The organism is Defluviimonas aquaemixtae (assembly GCF_900302475.1).
Classification (GTDB): Bacteria; Pseudomonadota; Alphaproteobacteria; order Rhodobacterales; family Rhodobacteraceae; genus Albidovulum; species Albidovulum aquaemixtae.
The window spans coordinates 1,866,580-1,881,808 of the sequence record NZ_OMOQ01000001.1 but is presented as its reverse complement, the minus strand read 5'-3'; the positions used below and the strand labels follow the sequence as shown (position 1 = coordinate 1,881,808).

The window sequence follows — 15,229 nt, the reverse complement described above, 5'->3', positions numbered from 1 at the left end:
AGCGCCCCCGAGAAAAGCCTATTCGAGGCCCCGCCCATGGCCGAACAGGAGCGGATGGTCGAAGCGATCCTTTTCGCGTCGGCCGATCCGGTCACCGTGGCCGAGCTCGAGGCGCGGATGCCGCATGGCGCTGACCCTGGCGAAGCTCTGGTGCTATTGAGGAGGCGCTACGAGGGTCGAGGGGTGCGGGTGGTGAAAGTGGGTGACGCATGGGCGATGCGCACGGCCCCCGATCTTGGCTTTCTGATGCAGAAGGAGACGGTCGAGACGCGCAAGCTTTCTCGCGCCGCGGTAGAGACACTGGCGATCATCGGTTACCACCAGCCCGCGACCCGCGCCGAGATCGAGGAGATCCGGGGTGTCGCGGTCAGCCGCGGCACCATCGACCAGCTTCTGGAGCTGGAGTGGATTCGCTTCGGCCGCCGCCGCATGACGCCGGGGCGGCCCGTTACCTTTGTCGTGACGCAAGGCTTCCTTGACCATTTCGGTCTGGAATCGGCGCGCGACCTGCCGGGACTGAAAGAGCTTCGCGCGGCGGGGCTTCTCGACAATCGGCCCTTGCCCGGTGGGCAGGCGATCAACGATGATGAGGGCGAAGACCTTGCCGGGCAAAGCGAGTTGTTCGAGGACTGAGGAGCCACGGCCATGACTCTCAACCGACTGATCAACATGGTGGTGAACGTCGTCATGCGGCGTCTCATCAATACCGGTATCAACAAAGGCATCGGCTGGTTCTCGAAGCGGGGTCAGAAACCTTCGGCTCCGGGAACCTCGACCGAGGCGAAGCACCGCCATGAGGCACGCGAAACCGCCAAGCGCGCGCGGCAGGCCGCAAAGATCACGCGGCGGCTGGGAAGGTGATCGGGTGAGCTTTCCCTGACTCGGTTGTTTCCGTGCCAGCGCTAGACTGGCACAGTTGATTCCTTTTGATTCGATTCAGTCCCATTAATATTTCTCGGCGGTTCTGAAACCGCCCCCATCATTTTGATTGATGCAGGGGTTAATCATGGCGCTCCGCAGTGTTCGCGAACGCGTCCTGCAAACGCCTTGCCTTGAAGGTGGCGGCCTTATCCTTGCGGTGCCCGCATACGCGCTCATCATGGGGCGAAGCGGCAGCGAGTGTTTTCTTCTGATGGCATTGCTATCGGTCACGGTGATGATCTGGAGCCCGATCCATAACACCGTCTTCGACCTGATCGACCTGCACGTGACAGGTCGGCTCGCCAGTGACCGCCCGAATCGGCTGCGCATGGTTCATGCCCTCTCGCATGAGTCGACGGCTGTCATCATGACGCTTACAGTTCTTGTATTGCTGGGCAGGCACAGCTTCCGGGGCGCGCTGGCGGTCGGTTTCACGCTGACGATCGCCTGTTCGATCTACGCTTATTTGTTCCATCTGGGCTACGACCGGCTCCGGCCCGCTTCCGGCATCCGCGTCCGCGTGAATGACCTGCCGAATTCTAGCCGCGAAAATGCTTCGACAGTTTCAAGCCCTGTCCCTGATAGTTGGACTTGATCCCCGCGCCATAAAGTCGTGCCGGGCGTTCTGACATGCGTTCATAGACGAGCCGCCCGACGACCTGGCCGTCCTCCAGCACAAAAGGCGCTTCGTGGCAGCGAACCTCAAGTACGCCGCGCGATCCCGCGCCTCCGGCCTCGGCCCAGCCGAAACCCGGATCGAAGAAGCCCGCGTAGTGGACGCGGAACTCCCCCACCATGGCGAGGTAGGGCGCCATCTCAGCGGCATAGTCCGGCGGTATTGTTACCGCCTCGCGACTGACGAGGATGTAGAAGGCGCCGGGGTCGAGGATGATGCGGGCGCTCTTGGAGCGCACCTCTTCCCAGAAGTCGGCCGGATCGTAATAGCCGATCCGCTCGAGGTCGATCACCCCGGTATGAGGCTTGGCCCGGTAGCCGACGAGATCGCCTTCGGCGGGTCTGAGATCGACCGAGAAGCCAAGTCCGGAGGAGATCACCGGCTCGCCCGAGACGAGCGGCGCGCGGTCGTGAAGGGCGGCAAGATCGCGGTCGGAAAGAACGGACTGCCCCTGGCGAAAGCGTATCTGGCTCAGCCGCATGCCGGGGCGCACGAGGACCGAGAATGACCGGGGGCAGATTTCGGCGTAGAGCGGGCCCTGATAGCCGTCGGGAATACGGTCGAACTCCTCGCCGCCATCGGTGATCGCGCGCGTCAGAAGGTCGAGCCGGCCGGTAGAGCTCTTCGCGTTGGAGACAGCGCTCATCCCCTTGGGCAGCGCCAGCCGCTCCACCAGCGGCACGAGATAGACGCACCCCTTTTCAAGCACCGCGCCCTGGCTCAGATCGACGCTGTGCATGCAGAATTCGTCGATCCGCTCCTTTACGCTCCGCCCCTTGCCGGCCAGGAACGAGGCGCGCACACGATAGGCGGTCGTGCCGAGCCGGAGGTCGAGACTCGCAGGCTGGATCTGTGCGCTGTCCACGGCGGGTTCGGCGGCGATCGCGCCCGTGGCGATCAGTTCGCGGATCGCGTTGTCGGCGAGGACTCCCGTGCCCGTCATGCAGCACCTCCGGATATGCGAACGCCCATCCCGGTGCGGGGATGGGCGTTTCGGTGATGGTCGGGCCGGCGAGATTCGAACTCGCGACCTTCCGTCCCCCAGACGGACGCGCTAACCAGGCTGCGCCACGGCCCGACGCGGCGGTGTATAGGCCGATTGGCAGGGTAGGGGCAAGCGCCAATACGCATCCGTTCCGGCAATGCTTCACGCGTCACGGGGACACTAGGAACCCGGATCAGCCGCCGCGCGCGCGGTCGCGCGCGAGCCTGTCGCGCAGATCGACAAGGCGCAGATAGACCGACATCAACTCGGCCTTCTTGTCGCGCGCCCGCAGCGTGTCCATCGCGCGCAGCATCGCAGCGGCGGGTTGACGATCATCGTGGTTGGCGCCGCTGTCGGGTTCGGCATCGAAGGCGAGCGTTCCCTGTTCGGCCGGGAAGGTCCGGACATTGTCCGCGCCATCCGCCGGCAGCGTGGGCACGTCGATATGCATCGGAGCCTCGCCGCGTTCCAGCGCGGCGCGCCGTTCGGCGCCGGGCGCCACGGGCGAAAGAGTGCGCGGGCCCGGCCTGCGCGCGACTGTCTCGGGCTGGGTCTCTTCGGCCGCGACCTCGTTTGGGTCGGGCAGAAGCATGTCGTCCGGGGCAGCAGCATCGGGAGTGGGCGCCTCGGGCCAAGACCGGGGCTCTGCTGGCTCGGCCGCGCGGTCGCCCGCGGAAGGGACCGTCCGCTCATCCGTCCGGGGCGCCGGCGCGACGGGTGTGTCGGCAGCTCCCGGCAGCTCCACCTTCGACAGCGACGCCACGTGCTTAATGCCTTGTTCACGAAGGAGTTTCTGCACACCCCGTATGGTCAGACCGTCCTCGTGCAGAAGTCGCTTTATGCCGCCGAGCAACGCGAGGTCGTTCGGCCGGTAGTACCGGCGCCCGCCCGCGCGTTTCACAGGCTTGATCTGGGAAAAACGGCTTTCCCAGAATCGCAGCACATGCGCAGGCGTGTTCAAAAGTTCGGAGACCTCGCTGATGGTCCGAAACGCCTCAGCCGATTTCTCCATGGCGTCGGGCCTCAGCGCTTGTTGCCGGCGGCAACGCGATCCTTCATCAGATGCGACGGCCGGAAGGTCAGAACACGGCGCGGATGAATCGGAACCTCGTCGCCCGTCTTGGGATTGCGGCCGATCCGCGCGGCCTTGTTCCTCACGCTGAACGTTCCGAACGAAGAAATTTTGACGGTCTGGCCGGTGACCAGCGCGTCGGACATGTGTTGAAGAACGCCTTCGACCAATTGCGCAGATTCATTGCGCGAAAGCCCGACCTCGCGGAACACTGCTTCGCTCAGATCCATGCGCGTCAATGTCTTTTCGCCCATCTTGTCCCCCCGGTTGCCTGGGGCGAAGATGAGCGCTTTGAAAACCCAAGTCAATATCAACGGCTTGACTGTGGGTTTTCAAGCAACAATTCACCAGCGCAGGACGACGGAGCCCCAGGAAAGACCGCCGCCGATCGCCTCCGTGACGATCAGATCGCCTTGCTTGATCTGCCCCCGCTCCTTGCCGACCGAAAGCGCGAGGGGAATCGATGCGGCCGAGGTGTTGCCGTGGTCCTGCACGGTGACTACGACCCTATCCATCGGCACCTGCATGCGGCTTGCGGTCGCCGTGATGATGCGCAGGTTGGCCTGGTGCGGAACGATCCAGTCGACGTCGGCCGGCGTCAGATCGGCCTTGTCGAGCGCGGCATGGGCGGTTTCGGCCAACTTTTCCACAGCGTGGCGGAAGACCTGATTGCCCTGCATGCGCAAGTGGCCCGACGTACCGGTCGTGGATACGCCGCCATCGACGTAAAGCAACTCGCGATGCGAGCCGTCGCTGTGCAGATCGGTGGCCAGGACGCCGCGATCGGTCGCATTGCCCTTGCCTTTTGCGGCCTCTACGACCACCGCGCCGGCGCCGTCGCCGAACAGGACGCAGGTGGCACGGTCGTCGAAATCGAGGATGCGGCTGAACGTCTCCGCTCCGATGATCAGAACGCGTCGCGCCTGGCCTGAGAGGATCAGCGCATTGGCATTGGCGAGCGCGAAGACGAAGCCCGCGCAGACCGCCTGTACGTCGAAGGCGAATCCGCTCCGCATGCCGATCTTTTCCTGAACCATTGTCGCGGCCGATGGAAAGGTCAGGTCGGCGGTGGACGTCGCCACGATAAGTGCGTCGAGATCCTCGGGCCCGAGGCCCGCGTCGGCCAATGCGGCCTTTGCCGCCCTAGCGCCCAGATCCGACGTCGTCTCGCCCTCGGCGGCGAAGTGGCGTCGCTCGATCCCGGTGCGGCTGCGGATCCATTCGTCGCTCGTGTCGAGCCGCGCTTCGAACTCGGAATTCGGGACCACGCGCTCGGGCAGGTAGTGCCCGACGCCCCGGACCACGGCACGGATCGTCATTCGGAATTCCTGTCTTCTACAGCCGCTAGATCCGCATCCTGCCCCGCCTGAGCGACAGAGGCAACCCGTGCCGCAAGACGCTCTCGAAAGCCCGACTGCGCAAGCCGGAAGGCAAGCTTGATCGCGGCCGAAACCCCGGTCGAGTCGGCCGAGCCGTGCGATTTCACGACGGTCCCGTTCAGCCCGAGGAACACGCCGCCATTCTGGCGCCTCGGGTCGATGCGCTTGCGCAACCGGCGAAGTGACGCAACCGCGAGAAGGGCCGCGAATCGCGACAGCAACGTCGCGTTGAACGCGTCGCGCAAGAAGGCGCCGACAAGTTTCGCGGTGCCTTCTCCGGTCTTCAGCGCGATGTTGCCGGTAAAGCCGTCGGTGACGATCACGTCGACCCGCGTCGAGGGCAAATCTCCACCTTCGACGAACCCAACGTAGTCGAAACTGCCCGCCTCGGTCGCAGCTTCGATCAGATCCTGCGCGGCTTTGAGCTCGGCGCGGCCCTTGTGCTCTTCAGTGCCGACGTTCAGGAGCCCAACGCGCGGCCGGGTGATGCCAAGGCCGTTGCGGGCATAGGAGGCGCCCATCAGCGCGTATTGCAGAAGGTCCGGCGCGTCAGCCTTGATGTCGGCGCCGACGTCCAGCATCAGGTTGAATCCGCCGGGATTTCGCGATGGCCAGAGGCATGCGATTGCGGGCCGGTTGATGCCCGGCAGCTTTCTGAGCCGTATCATCGATATGGCCATGAGCGCACCGGTGTTGCCGCAGCTCACCGCGACCGTCGCTTCGCCGTTCTTGACGCTTTCAATCGCGGACCACATCGACGTGCCCTCGCCATGGCGCATGACCTGGCTTGGCTTGTCCTGCATCGTCACGACACCTGCCGCGTGACGGATCGTACAGCGTTCAGACAGGCCACGACGATGCGAAATGAGCCGTCGAAGCTCGTCCTCCGGGCCGTGGACGATGAACTCGATGTCAGGGTTCTTGTCAGCCGACTCGGCCATGCCGGCGACGACAGCCGCGGGGCCACGGTCGCCGCCCATCGCGTCAACGGAAATGACAATGCGTCCGGAAGTCCCAGCTTTCGGGGCTTCCGGCGTCATGACCTGCGCTGACGGCATATCGCCGGCCAACCGCAACGCGGCCTCAGGCCGCGTCTTCGTCCAGGTCGATCTCGGCGGTCTGGGCGACCACTTCACGGTCGTTGTAGTGACCGCACGCGCCGCAAACGTGATGCGGGCGTTTGAGTTCGCCGCAGTTCGGGCATTCGTTCGGGTTCGCGGCGGACAGTGCGTCATGGGCGCGACGCATGTTGCGGCGGGACCGCGTGACTCGGTTCTGAGGGACAGCCATGTCTCAACCTCGGGTTATTTGGGGCCGGGGCCCCGGTTTTCCTGGGGTTTCGTCACAAGGCGACCGCGGAGCGACCGGTGCGAACCCAACGTTCAAGCGAGGCCGGGAACATACTGCGATTCCGCGCGGGCGCAAGTGTTTTGTGGCCATTTTCGAGCGCATTTGTGCGGCGTGTGTTCATTCCTCCGTCTTGCCCTTGCTCATCAGATCGGCGAGCCCCGAAAACGGGCGAAGCGCCTCGTCCTGAAGGGGGGCTGTTCCAGGTTCGGCGAACTGCGCCGCGCCCAGCTCTGCCCCCTCGGCGCGTGGATAGGGCGGCAGGGCGAGCGTCAGCGCCTCGATCAAAACGGCGCCTGCGTCGATCACATCCGTCAGAGCTTCGGCGCTGTCGTCCTCCGGCATTTCGACCTCGTCGCCTTCTGGTTCCGGCATGTCCATCAGGTAACGGCGGCGCACGTCCTCCGAAATCTCCGTGCTGACGGGGGCCAGCGTGATGACGCAAGGCTGCGTGACGCGCGCCGTCAGCCATGCCTCAAGAATCCAGTCCTTGCGGCCATCCGGCATGAGCTCGCCCTTGAAGCTGAGCCCATCCAGCGCGACGAGCCCGAGCGCATCGGCAATCCGCCGCCGCGCGGCTTCGTCGGGAGATATGTTGAACCGGCTCGGCCGGCGCTGAGCGAGATCCGCGACGCGGAACGGATGGGTGAAGATCGGATCAACGGACGTCATGTCGCGCGCCCCAATGGTTTGGCAGGTGGATCACGGCGGATGGAGCTTCGTCCTTGAAGGATTGCACCGGCTTGTTGTAAGCCGGATAGAAGGCTTGAGGCAGCAAGGCAAGAGGGTGGGAATGAGCAGGCTCGGTTCCGGGATGCGGCACGGCGCGATCGTGCTGATGCTCGTCGCGCTCGCCTCTTGCACGGCGATCTACCGAAATCACGGCTACGTGCCGCGTGACGAGGACCTTGAAAAAGTCGTTGTCGGCGAGTCCACGCGCGACGATGTGGCCCAGGCCGTCGGGCGCCCGTCGTCGACCGGGCTTCTGACCGGCGCAGCCTGGTACTATGTCGGCAGCCGCTTCCGCCATTTCGGTGCCCGCGCGCCCGAGGAAGTGGAGCGCCAGGTCCTCGCCGTCAGCTTCGCCGAAAATGGCACGGTCGAGAATGTCGAACGCTTCGGGCTCGAGGACGGGCAAGCGGTCGTCCTGTCTCGCCGCGTGACCGACAGCAACATCAAGGGCCTGAGCTTCCTGCGCCAGCTTCTCGGCAACATCGGCAACATCAGCGCGGGCCAGATACTGAACGACAACTGAGGTGCTATGGACTGGCGCCGTCACGACTTCGGCTTGTGATCAAGCGCGACGCCGTTGATGCAGTAGCGCAGGCCCGTGGGCTTCGGGCCGTCCGGAAAGACGTGCCCGAGATGGGCGTCGCAGGCCGCGCAATGAACCTCGGTGCGGCGCATGAACCAGCTCCGGTCTTCGCTTTCCTCGATCGCCTCCGGCGAGTAAGGCTGAAAGAAGCTCGGCCAGCCGGTGCCTGATTCGTACTTAGACTCGGACTCGAAGACCGGCGCGCCGCAGCAGACGCAATGATAGGCGGCAGGCCCCTTCGGAAAGCTGTCATGCGTGCCGGCGCGTTCGGTTCCGTGCTGGCGTGTCACCTTGTAGGCCAGATCGCCGAGTTGCTTGCGCCATTCCTCATCCGTTTTCACAATCTTCGCGGCCATTCCGGCTCTCCGCTCTGTTGTCGTTTCGTTGCAGTTCTCGCGTAGAATGTAGCAGGAAAAACGCCGGGCGCGACAGGATGCGCGCCAACGAGGAGTGCATCGGAGATGCTGGACATGAGCAAGGGCCGCTATGTCGCCCGCTTTGCCAACGGGCGCAAGGATGTGGATCGGGCGCTGGACCTGCGCTGGCGGGCGTTCCGCGGCGGCGTCGGGGACGCGCGGTGCGACGCCGATTCCCACGATGAGATCTGCCACCATGTCTTGGTCGAAGAGACCCGGACCGGCCGGCTAGTGGCGGCGTTCCGGCTGCTGGTGCTCCGCCGTGGGAGCGAGATCGCGCAATGCTATTCGGCGCAGCATTACGAGTTGTCGGCATTGTCCGGCTTCGGCGGGCGCATGGTCGAGATGGGGCGCTTCTGTCTCGACCCGGCCTGCCACGATCCCGACGTGCTGCGCGTTGCCTGGGGAGCGATGACGGCCTTCGTGGACGCCGAGGGTGTCGAGATGATTTTCGGCTGCTCGTCTTTCATCGGGACGGACGCAGATCCACATCTCGACGCCTTCGCGATGCTGCGCGAACGGCACCTGGCGCCGAAGCGCTGGCTGCCCGAGATCAAAGCGCCAAGCGTATTTCGCTTCGGCGGCCGGCTCAGGGGGCGGGCGCCCGACCCGCAACTGGCGGCCAGAGGGATGCCGCCGCTCCTGAGGACCTATCTCGCAATGGGCGGGTGGGTTAGCGACCACGCGGTGATCGACCGTGATCTCGGGACGATGCATGTCTTCACCGGGCTCGAGGTGCAGGCGGTCCCGGCACGACGGGCGCATGCGCTGCGCGCGATCGCAGGGGTATGAGAGCGATCTGAAAAAAAGAAAGCCCCGGCGGCGAGCCGGGGCTTGGTGGCCGGGATATGACCGATGTTCAGCCGCGGCGGCGGCGGCCTTCGCGACCGGGACGGCCCGCAGAGGCAACATCGACCGAAGCCGTGGCGAAGTCCTTGCCTTCCTTCACTGCTTCCAGAACGCGGGCGAACTTGATCCACTCGCCGCCATTGGAATCGTGGTTCATCAGGAAGTTCGCAGCCCGGATAGCCTCCATCTCGACCGAGCGGACCGGATTCATGATCGCCGAGGTCATGCCCGCACCGATGGCCATGGGCAGGAAGGCCGCGTTGATGCCGTGCCGGTTGGGCAGCCCAAACGAGATGTTCGACGCGCCGCAGGTCGTGTTGACGCCCAGCTCGTCGCGCAGGCGGCGAACAAGCGTGAAGACCTGCTGACCGGCCGAGGCAAGCGCGCCCACGGGCATGACAAGGGGATCGACGACGATGTCATGAGCCGGGATGCCGTGATCGGCTGCGCGCTCGACGATCTTCTTCGCCACTGCGAAACGGACGTCAGGATCCATTGAGATGCCGGTATCATCGTTCGAAATCGCCACGACCGGCACGTTGTACTTCTTGACAAGCGGCAGGACGAGTTCCAGCCGTTCTTCCTCGCCGGTGACCGAGTTCAGGAGCGGGCGGCCCTTAGCCGCCGCCAGACCCGCCTCAAGCGCACCGGGAACTGAAGAATCGATGCAGAGCGGCACATCGACGAGACCCTGGACGATCTCGATCATCTTGGTCATCAAGGGCGGCTCGGTCTCGTTCGGGTTGGGGTTGGAGTTGTAGACCACACCCGCGTTCACATCGAGTACCATCGCGCCGCAGGCGACCTGCTCCAACGCGTCTTTCTCGACGGTGGAAAAATCACCCGCCTCAAGCTCGGCGGCAAGCTTTTTGCGGCCGGTCGGGTTGATCCGCTCGCCAATGACGCAGAATGGCTCCTCGAAGCCGATGACGACGGTTTTTGATTTCGATTCAATGACGGTGCGGGTCATACTTCCCTCGATTCATCAGGCTTGCGTGTGATCAGGCTTGCGAGGCCGGAACGGCGGACTTGCCGCCGTGCTCGATCGCCCAGGTTGCGTTGGTCTTGATACCGCCCAGCGGGAAGAAATGCACGGCTTCGATTCCGAAATCGGGATTTGCCGCTTTGTGAGCCGCAAGCGCGCAGATGACATCGTCGGGTTCGTAGGGCAGAAGCAGCTTCGAGACGTCCATCGCGCGCTTCTGAAGCACCTTTAGCGAAGGCCCGACACCGCAGGCGATGGCGAACTTGATGAGCGTCTGGAGTTTTGCAGGGCCTGCGATGCCGATATGGACCGGCAACTCGATGCCTTCGGCGTTAAGGCGATTGACCCAGTCGATGACCGGCTTGGCGTCGAAGCAGAACTGCGTCGCCATCGCCATCTTGGCATCCGTGCGCTCGGAGAAAGCCTGTTTCCAGCGCAAGGCCTCCATGACGTTCTCGTCCGATCCGTTAGGGTCGATGTCCTTGTTACCTTCCGGATGGCCGGCAACATGGAGCCGCTCGAACCGGTCGAACAAGCCGGTTTCGATCAGCTGCATCGAGCAGTGGAAATCCCCCTGTGGCTCGCTGATGCCGCCGCCGAGCAGCAGCGCCTGTTTGATGTCAGCCTCGCCCTGATAGCGGGCGATCCAGTCGGCGAGCGTCGCCTTGTCCTTGATGATGCGTGCCGGGAAGTGCGGCATGACCTTGTAGCCTTCGCCGCGCAGGCGCTTGGCGGTCGCGACCATTTCGTCGATCGGCGTGCCGTCGATATGGGCGATGTAAACGCGCGAGCCCTTGGGCAGCAGGTCGCGAAAATCCTCGACCTTCTCGGCCGTACGGGGCATCACCTCAATCGAGTATCCTTCAAGAAAGGCCTCGACATCCTCCCGGGCCGGAGAGAACGCAGGGGTTTCCTTGCGACGAAAGTTCAAAAGTGCCATAGCAGTCCTCCGGAGCCTAGCGGCTGTCACGCCCAGCCATCGTTCGCGATAAGCGCCTTGAGACGCTCGGTGTCGTACTCGGCGACAAGCCGGGCGGTTTCCGCCTCGGCCACCGCCTGATCTTCGCCTGCCACCTCGACGGGCTGTGCCTTGCGCCACTCCGCGAGATAGGTGTCGGTATCTCGAGCGCCGATCTTCATCGCGCAGCGGTCGATCGCTTGTTCGAACCGTTCCGGCAGCTGCTTCTTCACGCCGCGCCGACCCTTGCCGACGATGACCTGCGCCGGAATGTCCCGCCAGTAAACTATGGTGACCTCTGCCATGCCGAATCCTTTCGTTGGCGCCCTCAATACTCTGCGCCGCGCTACGGGCTAGGACGGTTTTCGACATTGTGCGCGACCGGAGCGACGTCGTTTTTCGCGCATCCGGTCCCGCGGGTGCGAAGGCGTCTCGCGCGTGTTCCGGCGGACGGGCGGGGCAATGCCCACCGGGCGCGAGCTTGACGCGTCTCTTGCACCAAGGCAGGTCGATGGATAGATTGAAGACAACAGCATATCGGAGGGCGCAACGATGGCGCCCAGGCGTCCCGGAGGTGCGGGCGCGTTCCCGAGATCGGTCGAGCCGCCAGGCACCCCAAGACCCGACCCCGCGCAGCTCTATGCGGCGCTGGATCTGGGGACAAATAGTTGTCGGATGTTGATTGCCCAGCCCAAGGGCAGTCAGTTTCACGTCGTCGACAGTTTTTCCAAGTCCGTTCAGCTTGGACTCGGACTTGAAGCATCGGGCCGGCTTAGCCGTGGGTCGATGGCGCGGACGGTTCAGGCGTTGCAGATCTGCCGCCGAAAGATCGAGCAGCACGAGGTCAGACGCATGCGGCTCGTCGCGACCGAAGCATGCCGGCGCGCCACGAACGCATCTGAATTCATTCGCTACGTGACGCGCGAAACCGCTCTGCCGCTCGAGATCATCGAGCCGGAAGAAGAAGCGCGGCTGGCCGTCGTGTCCTGCGCGCCTCTCGTCTCGACCAAGACCGAGCAGCTTCTGGTCGTCGATATCGGCGGCGGCTCGACCGAGCTTGTCTGGATCGACCTCTCTGCCGTGCCCCGTTCCGAGCGGCCCCGCGCGATCATGCGGCTGCACGCGGGTTTCCATCCGCCCGACAGTCCGTTTCCGGCGGCGAAAGTCGTGGACTGGATTTCGGTTCCGCTTGGCGTCGCAACGCTCAAAGACCAGTTTGCCGACGTCGAGGACGATTCCGCGCGGTTCGCGCTCATGAGTTGGTTCTTCGAAGAGAACCTTGCCGACTTCTCGCCCTACAACTCATCGCAGCCACGCGAAGGCTTCCAGATCATCGGGACGTCAGGGACGGTCACCACAGTCGCGGCGAGCCATCTCGGGCTCAGGCGCTACGACCGCACCAAAGTGGACGGGTTGAGGATGACGTCTGACCAGATCGACCGCGTGATCCGCGACTACCTTCACCTCGGCCCCGAAGGCCGGCGCAAGGATCCACGCATCGGCCGCGACCGGCACTCTCTGATCATGTCGGGCGCGGCGATCCTTCAGGCGCTGATGCGGCTGTGGCCGACGGATCGACTGTCCGTGGCGGACCGGGGCCTGCGCGAAGGGCTTCTCTACGCGCAGATGACCGCGGACGGCGTTCTCGAGGATGGGCCATTCTGACCGCGTCAGCCGGTGCGATTGCGTCGCGGGCGGGACACGGGTATTGGGGCCAAGGTGAAGTGGAGAGGGCCCTCGCGGGCGCTAATCATGGCGAAAACTCCGGCTGGCAGGACCTCAGGGCGCGGGCAACGCGATCTTCGCGTGCGCGTGAAAACCGCGAAGGGGCGAAAGCTGTCCTCCACGCTCTGGCTCGAACGGCAACTCAACGATCCTTACGTCCAGCGCGCGAAGAAGGAGGGCTACCGCGGACGGGCGGCCTTCAAGATCCTCGAGCTTGACGACAAGTTCCGCTTCCTATTGCCCGGTGCGCGTGTCGTCGACCTTGGCTGCGCGCCGGGAGGTTGGTGCCAGGTCGCGGTGGAGCGCGTGAACGCGCTCGGCCAGAATCCGGGCAAGAAGGTCGGGCGCGTCCTCGGAATTGATCTGCAGGAGGTCGAGCCGATCGCTGGCGCGGAGATACATCAGCTCGACTTCCTGTCGGACGGAGCGGACGACAAGGTCAAGGCCTGGCTCGACGGTCGCGCCGATGTTGTGATGTCGGACATGGCCGCCGCCGCTTCGGGCCACAAGGGCACGGACCACCTGCGCATCGTCGCGCTCTGCGAGGCGGCGGCCTATTTTGCATTTGACGTTTTGGAGGAGGGCGGCACCTTCGTGGCCAAGGTCCTTGCCGGCGGGGCGGAAAATGAACTTCAGGCTCTCTTGAAGCGGGCATTTCAGAAGGTCGCGAATGTCAAACCGCCGGCAAGCCGCGCGGACAGTTCCGAGAAATTCGTCGTGGCGACGGGTTTCAGGGGCCTGCCAGAGGAGCGCGGCGGCGATTAGGTTGACTAGGGGCTGACGTGGATACTTAGGCCCTCAACCTCGACAGTCGCTGGCGCTTCGCACTGAAACACATAGTAACTGAGCCCCAGTGCCGGCTGACGCACCACGCCCGGCCGATCAAGCAGATCGCGCGCGCGCCGGAAGTCGTTGCCGTACTGGCCCACGCCCACCGCCTGGTGCGGCGATACCAGTACGTCCGTCTTGGGCCGGTTCGGTCCGAGCGCGCCCGCCTGAATGCGCACCGGCTGGGCGTCAGGGTTCTGTTCCAGGAACGCCTCGTCCAGTTGGATCCGGTCAACCCGCTCTACCCGGGCGAGTGGGCCCTCGACCGTACGCAGCGGATCGCGACGCCTGAGCGCCTGAATTGGCAGCTCGCCGAACGACGTCGTCACGCGGGCGTCGTCGCAAAAGCCCCCAATCGTCCATTCGACCGACCGGCGCGGACGCTCAGGTTTCGACGGCGCAGGGGGCGCCTTTGCCTCGGATTTGGACAGCGCCTCGACCACGGCGCTCAGGATGTGTTCATCGTTCATCGTTGCGTTCGAAATATGGTTCGTTCTGTCAATTTGCTGCAGCCGTGTCGGGCCGCTCGTATCCGCTCCGCTTCAACCTTGCTTGCCCGCCGGGTTGGCCTGGGCGCCGGAATCATTCCCATATCCGGGGAATCGCGACGCGACCGACCTTCTGAACCCGGCGCAAGGTTCGCCGAATACAGCCAGTATAGGCCATATTCCACCGAAATTCGTCACAATATATTGTGGTCAACCTGTGCGTGTGGGCGCTCTGTCGCCGACATGTGGACAGTTTCGAAACAATTCGGCGAACGGACGTACAATCGGAACTGAAATTTGCACATGTAGTGCGGCATTGTTCACGGATTCGGCCACCAACGGCCTTCTTCCAAGCGACACGCGACGCGTGTGCGGCCTGTGGAAATCGGATCGTTTGTCGTGAAACAATCTCGCCACTTGGGCATGTTCGCCCCCAAATCCGCGACGAGTAAGCCGCCCGAGAGCGCCAACCGCGCGCAACAAAGTGAATCATCGTGCGTGCGGCCGACAACAGGAATCGCTTTCCCGGCCCCCGATTCTGCGAGGCGTGACGGTTTTCGGGAGGCCCAGGGCATGAGATCCTCGATCCGGCGCCGCGATTCCTCGTTCCGGCTGTCTCGCAGATGGGCTGGCGCTGGGGGCGTCTCGACGACCAGCGCCGCAAAAGCCGGCTTCGCCATCGCCTCGGCCGACAACGCCAGCGTCCCCGCGGCCAGCTTCTTGCGCCAGTCGTAGACCTATTAGGGGTCACCCCGTGCCGTCGCGCCACATCGGCCACCTTCGCCCCCGGTGCCAGGCTCTCGGCCGCACTGCGCACCCGCTGGACCTCACTGCGCTGACGCTGGCCCGTGCGACCCTCAATCACCTCGATGCGGCCCGCGCAGCCATCCTTCGAGCCGTCCAAACGGCCGTCCATTTTTGGTGCCCTATCCTCAACCCACATGGCGACAGGACTCGCACTATCAGCAGCAAGACGGCAGGAGCGGATCGAGAAAGCGCTTACCCCGCATGTTCGGACGGCGCAGATCGCGGACTTGCGCAGGATGGAGTAGCCTGAGCGGCGGGCGGCTGCGACGATACAGGCTCGATCAAGTCGCGCACTGCTCCGCCCGACCGTAACTGACTTTGGCTGCGCATTTAGTCGACACCCATGACAGTGGGCGAAATCCGACTAGGCCAAAGGGGGTGTCTGGCAAAGGTATTTTCTGTTACAGCTCAAGAGCTCAATTTGTATATCTTAATTATTTCAATAGCTTACCTTACATCCGCCGCCAGGCGTGAGTAG

Annotated in this window: 20 protein-coding genes, 1 tRNA gene and 1 pseudogene; 8 read left to right on the top strand and 14 right to left on the bottom strand. The window is 64.1% G+C overall.

Going from position 1 to position 15,229, the window contains the following annotated elements:
* The first annotated feature begins 36 nt into the window (after positions 1 to 36).
* From scpB to DEA8626_RS09175, 3 genes are all read left to right on the top strand, one after another.
* Positions 37 to 633, top strand: a complete 597-nt coding sequence (scpB, locus tag DEA8626_RS09185) for an SMC-Scp complex subunit ScpB (RefSeq protein ID WP_108853399.1) — start codon at positions 37 to 39, stop codon at positions 631 to 633.
* Positions 634 to 645: 12 nt separating this feature from the next.
* A complete protein-coding gene (locus DEA8626_RS09180; protein WP_108852666.1) occupies positions 646 to 861 on the top strand; it encodes a hypothetical protein in 216 nt (71 codons plus the stop codon).
* A gap of 145 nt (positions 862 to 1,006) precedes the next feature.
* Positions 1,007 to 1,516 carry a chlorhexidine efflux transporter gene (locus DEA8626_RS09175; protein WP_181366398.1) on the top strand — a complete coding sequence of 170 codons (510 nt, stop codon included), beginning with the start codon at positions 1,007 to 1,009 and terminating at the stop codon, positions 1,514 to 1,516.
* On the opposite strand, the gene DEA8626_RS09170 is transcribed toward DEA8626_RS09175, so the two are convergent.
* The 8 genes from DEA8626_RS09170 to DEA8626_RS09135 form a co-directional block, all read right to left on the bottom strand.
* Positions 1,461 to 2,540 carry a 2'-deoxycytidine 5'-triphosphate deaminase gene (locus tag DEA8626_RS09170; RefSeq protein ID WP_108852664.1) on the bottom strand — a complete coding sequence of 360 codons (1,080 nt, stop codon included), beginning with the start codon at positions 2,538 to 2,540 and terminating at the stop codon, positions 1,461 to 1,463. The genes DEA8626_RS09175 and DEA8626_RS09170 overlap by 56 nt on opposite strands.
* Positions 2,541 to 2,597: 57 nt before the next feature.
* A tRNA-Pro gene (locus tag DEA8626_RS09165) sits at positions 2,598 to 2,675 on the bottom strand.
* A 100-nt stretch (positions 2,676 to 2,775) separates the two neighbouring features.
* Positions 2,776 to 3,594, bottom strand: a complete 819-nt coding sequence (locus DEA8626_RS09160) for a MerR family transcriptional regulator (protein ID WP_108852663.1) — start codon at positions 3,592 to 3,594, stop codon at positions 2,776 to 2,778.
* Positions 3,595 to 3,605: 11 nt separating this feature from the next.
* On the bottom strand, positions 3,606 to 3,908 hold the full coding sequence (gene ihfA / locus DEA8626_RS09155) for an integration host factor subunit alpha (RefSeq protein WP_108853398.1): 303 nt from the start codon (positions 3,906 to 3,908) through the stop codon (positions 3,606 to 3,608).
* Between the two features lie 90 nt (positions 3,909 to 3,998).
* Entirely contained in the window at positions 3,999 to 4,973 is a 975-nt protein-coding gene (locus tag DEA8626_RS09150) for a beta-ketoacyl-ACP synthase III (RefSeq protein ID WP_108852662.1), read from the bottom strand.
* Positions 4,970 to 6,091 carry a phosphate acyltransferase PlsX gene (plsX, locus tag DEA8626_RS09145; RefSeq protein WP_108853397.1) on the bottom strand — a complete coding sequence of 374 codons (1,122 nt, stop codon included), beginning with the start codon at positions 6,089 to 6,091 and terminating at the stop codon, positions 4,970 to 4,972. Before plsX ends, DEA8626_RS09150 begins: the two co-directional genes overlap by 4 nt.
* Positions 6,092 to 6,116: 25 nt before the next feature.
* Positions 6,117 to 6,323 (bottom strand): 50S ribosomal protein L32, encoded by a 207-nt coding sequence (rpmF, locus tag DEA8626_RS09140; RefSeq protein ID WP_108852661.1) that lies wholly within the window; start codon positions 6,321 to 6,323, stop codon positions 6,117 to 6,119.
* A 177-nt stretch (positions 6,324 to 6,500) separates the two neighbouring features.
* A complete protein-coding gene (locus DEA8626_RS09135; RefSeq protein WP_108852660.1) occupies positions 6,501 to 7,052 on the bottom strand; it encodes a YceD family protein in 552 nt (183 codons plus the stop codon).
* 121 nt (positions 7,053 to 7,173) lie between these two features.
* On the opposite strand from DEA8626_RS09135, the gene DEA8626_RS09130 reads away from it, so the two are divergent.
* Positions 7,174 to 7,635: an outer membrane protein assembly factor BamE gene (locus tag DEA8626_RS09130; protein ID WP_108852659.1), complete on the top strand. Its 462-nt coding sequence runs from the start codon at positions 7,174 to 7,176 to the stop codon at positions 7,633 to 7,635.
* Between the two features lie 20 nt (positions 7,636 to 7,655).
* On the opposite strand, the gene msrB is transcribed toward DEA8626_RS09130, so the two are convergent.
* Positions 7,656 to 8,051 (bottom strand): peptide-methionine (R)-S-oxide reductase MsrB, encoded by a 396-nt coding sequence (gene msrB / locus DEA8626_RS09125; protein ID WP_108852658.1) that lies wholly within the window; start codon positions 8,049 to 8,051, stop codon positions 7,656 to 7,658.
* A 105-nt stretch (positions 8,052 to 8,156) separates the two neighbouring features.
* Between msrB and DEA8626_RS09120 the strand changes: the two genes are divergently transcribed.
* Entirely contained in the window at positions 8,157 to 8,903 is a 747-nt protein-coding gene (locus DEA8626_RS09120; RefSeq protein ID WP_108852657.1) for a GNAT family N-acetyltransferase, read from the top strand.
* Positions 8,904 to 8,970: 67 nt separating this feature from the next.
* On the opposite strand, the gene DEA8626_RS09115 is transcribed toward DEA8626_RS09120, so the two are convergent.
* From DEA8626_RS09115 to DEA8626_RS09105, 3 genes are read right to left on the bottom strand one after another with little or no spacing between them, the layout of a single operon-like run.
* Positions 8,971 to 9,930 carry a methyltetrahydrofolate cobalamin methyltransferase gene (locus tag DEA8626_RS09115; protein WP_108852656.1) on the bottom strand — a complete coding sequence of 320 codons (960 nt, stop codon included), beginning with the start codon at positions 9,928 to 9,930 and terminating at the stop codon, positions 8,971 to 8,973.
* Between the two features lie 31 nt (positions 9,931 to 9,961).
* Complete coding sequence (locus DEA8626_RS09110; RefSeq protein WP_108852655.1) at positions 9,962 to 10,885, bottom strand: methylenetetrahydrofolate reductase; 924 nt, start codon at positions 10,883 to 10,885, stop codon at positions 9,962 to 9,964.
* Positions 10,886 to 10,911: 26 nt separating this feature from the next.
* On the bottom strand, positions 10,912 to 11,208 hold the full coding sequence (locus DEA8626_RS09105) for a virulence factor (protein ID WP_108852654.1): 297 nt from the start codon (positions 11,206 to 11,208) through the stop codon (positions 10,912 to 10,914).
* A gap of 247 nt (positions 11,209 to 11,455) precedes the next feature.
* Between DEA8626_RS09105 and DEA8626_RS09100 the strand changes: the two genes are divergently transcribed.
* Positions 11,456 to 12,568, top strand: coding sequence for a Ppx/GppA phosphatase family protein (locus DEA8626_RS09100; protein WP_108852653.1), 1,113 nt, complete (start codon positions 11,456 to 11,458; stop codon positions 12,566 to 12,568).
* Positions 12,569 to 12,655: 87 nt separating this feature from the next.
* Positions 12,656 to 13,393, top strand: a complete 738-nt coding sequence (locus DEA8626_RS09095; RefSeq protein WP_108852652.1) for an RlmE family RNA methyltransferase — start codon at positions 12,656 to 12,658, stop codon at positions 13,391 to 13,393.
* Between the two features lie 5 nt (positions 13,394 to 13,398).
* Here the strand turns inward: DEA8626_RS09095 and DEA8626_RS09090 are convergent, their stop codons facing one another.
* Positions 13,399 to 13,926: a Hint domain-containing protein gene (locus tag DEA8626_RS09090; RefSeq protein ID WP_108852651.1), complete on the bottom strand. Its 528-nt coding sequence runs from the start codon at positions 13,924 to 13,926 to the stop codon at positions 13,399 to 13,401.
* 591 nt (positions 13,927 to 14,517) lie between these two features.
* On the opposite strand from DEA8626_RS09090, the gene DEA8626_RS21335 reads away from it, so the two are divergent.
* Positions 14,518 to 14,679 (top strand): hypothetical protein, encoded by a 162-nt coding sequence (locus DEA8626_RS21335; protein ID WP_245890812.1) that lies wholly within the window; start codon positions 14,518 to 14,520, stop codon positions 14,677 to 14,679.
* Positions 14,680 to 14,695: 16 nt separating this feature from the next.
* Here the strand turns inward: DEA8626_RS21335 and DEA8626_RS21755 are convergent.
* Positions 14,696 to 14,860 (bottom strand): annotated as a pseudogene (locus DEA8626_RS21755) (hypothetical protein); the annotation flags it as partial.
* Positions 14,861 to 15,229 lie beyond the last annotated feature (369 nt).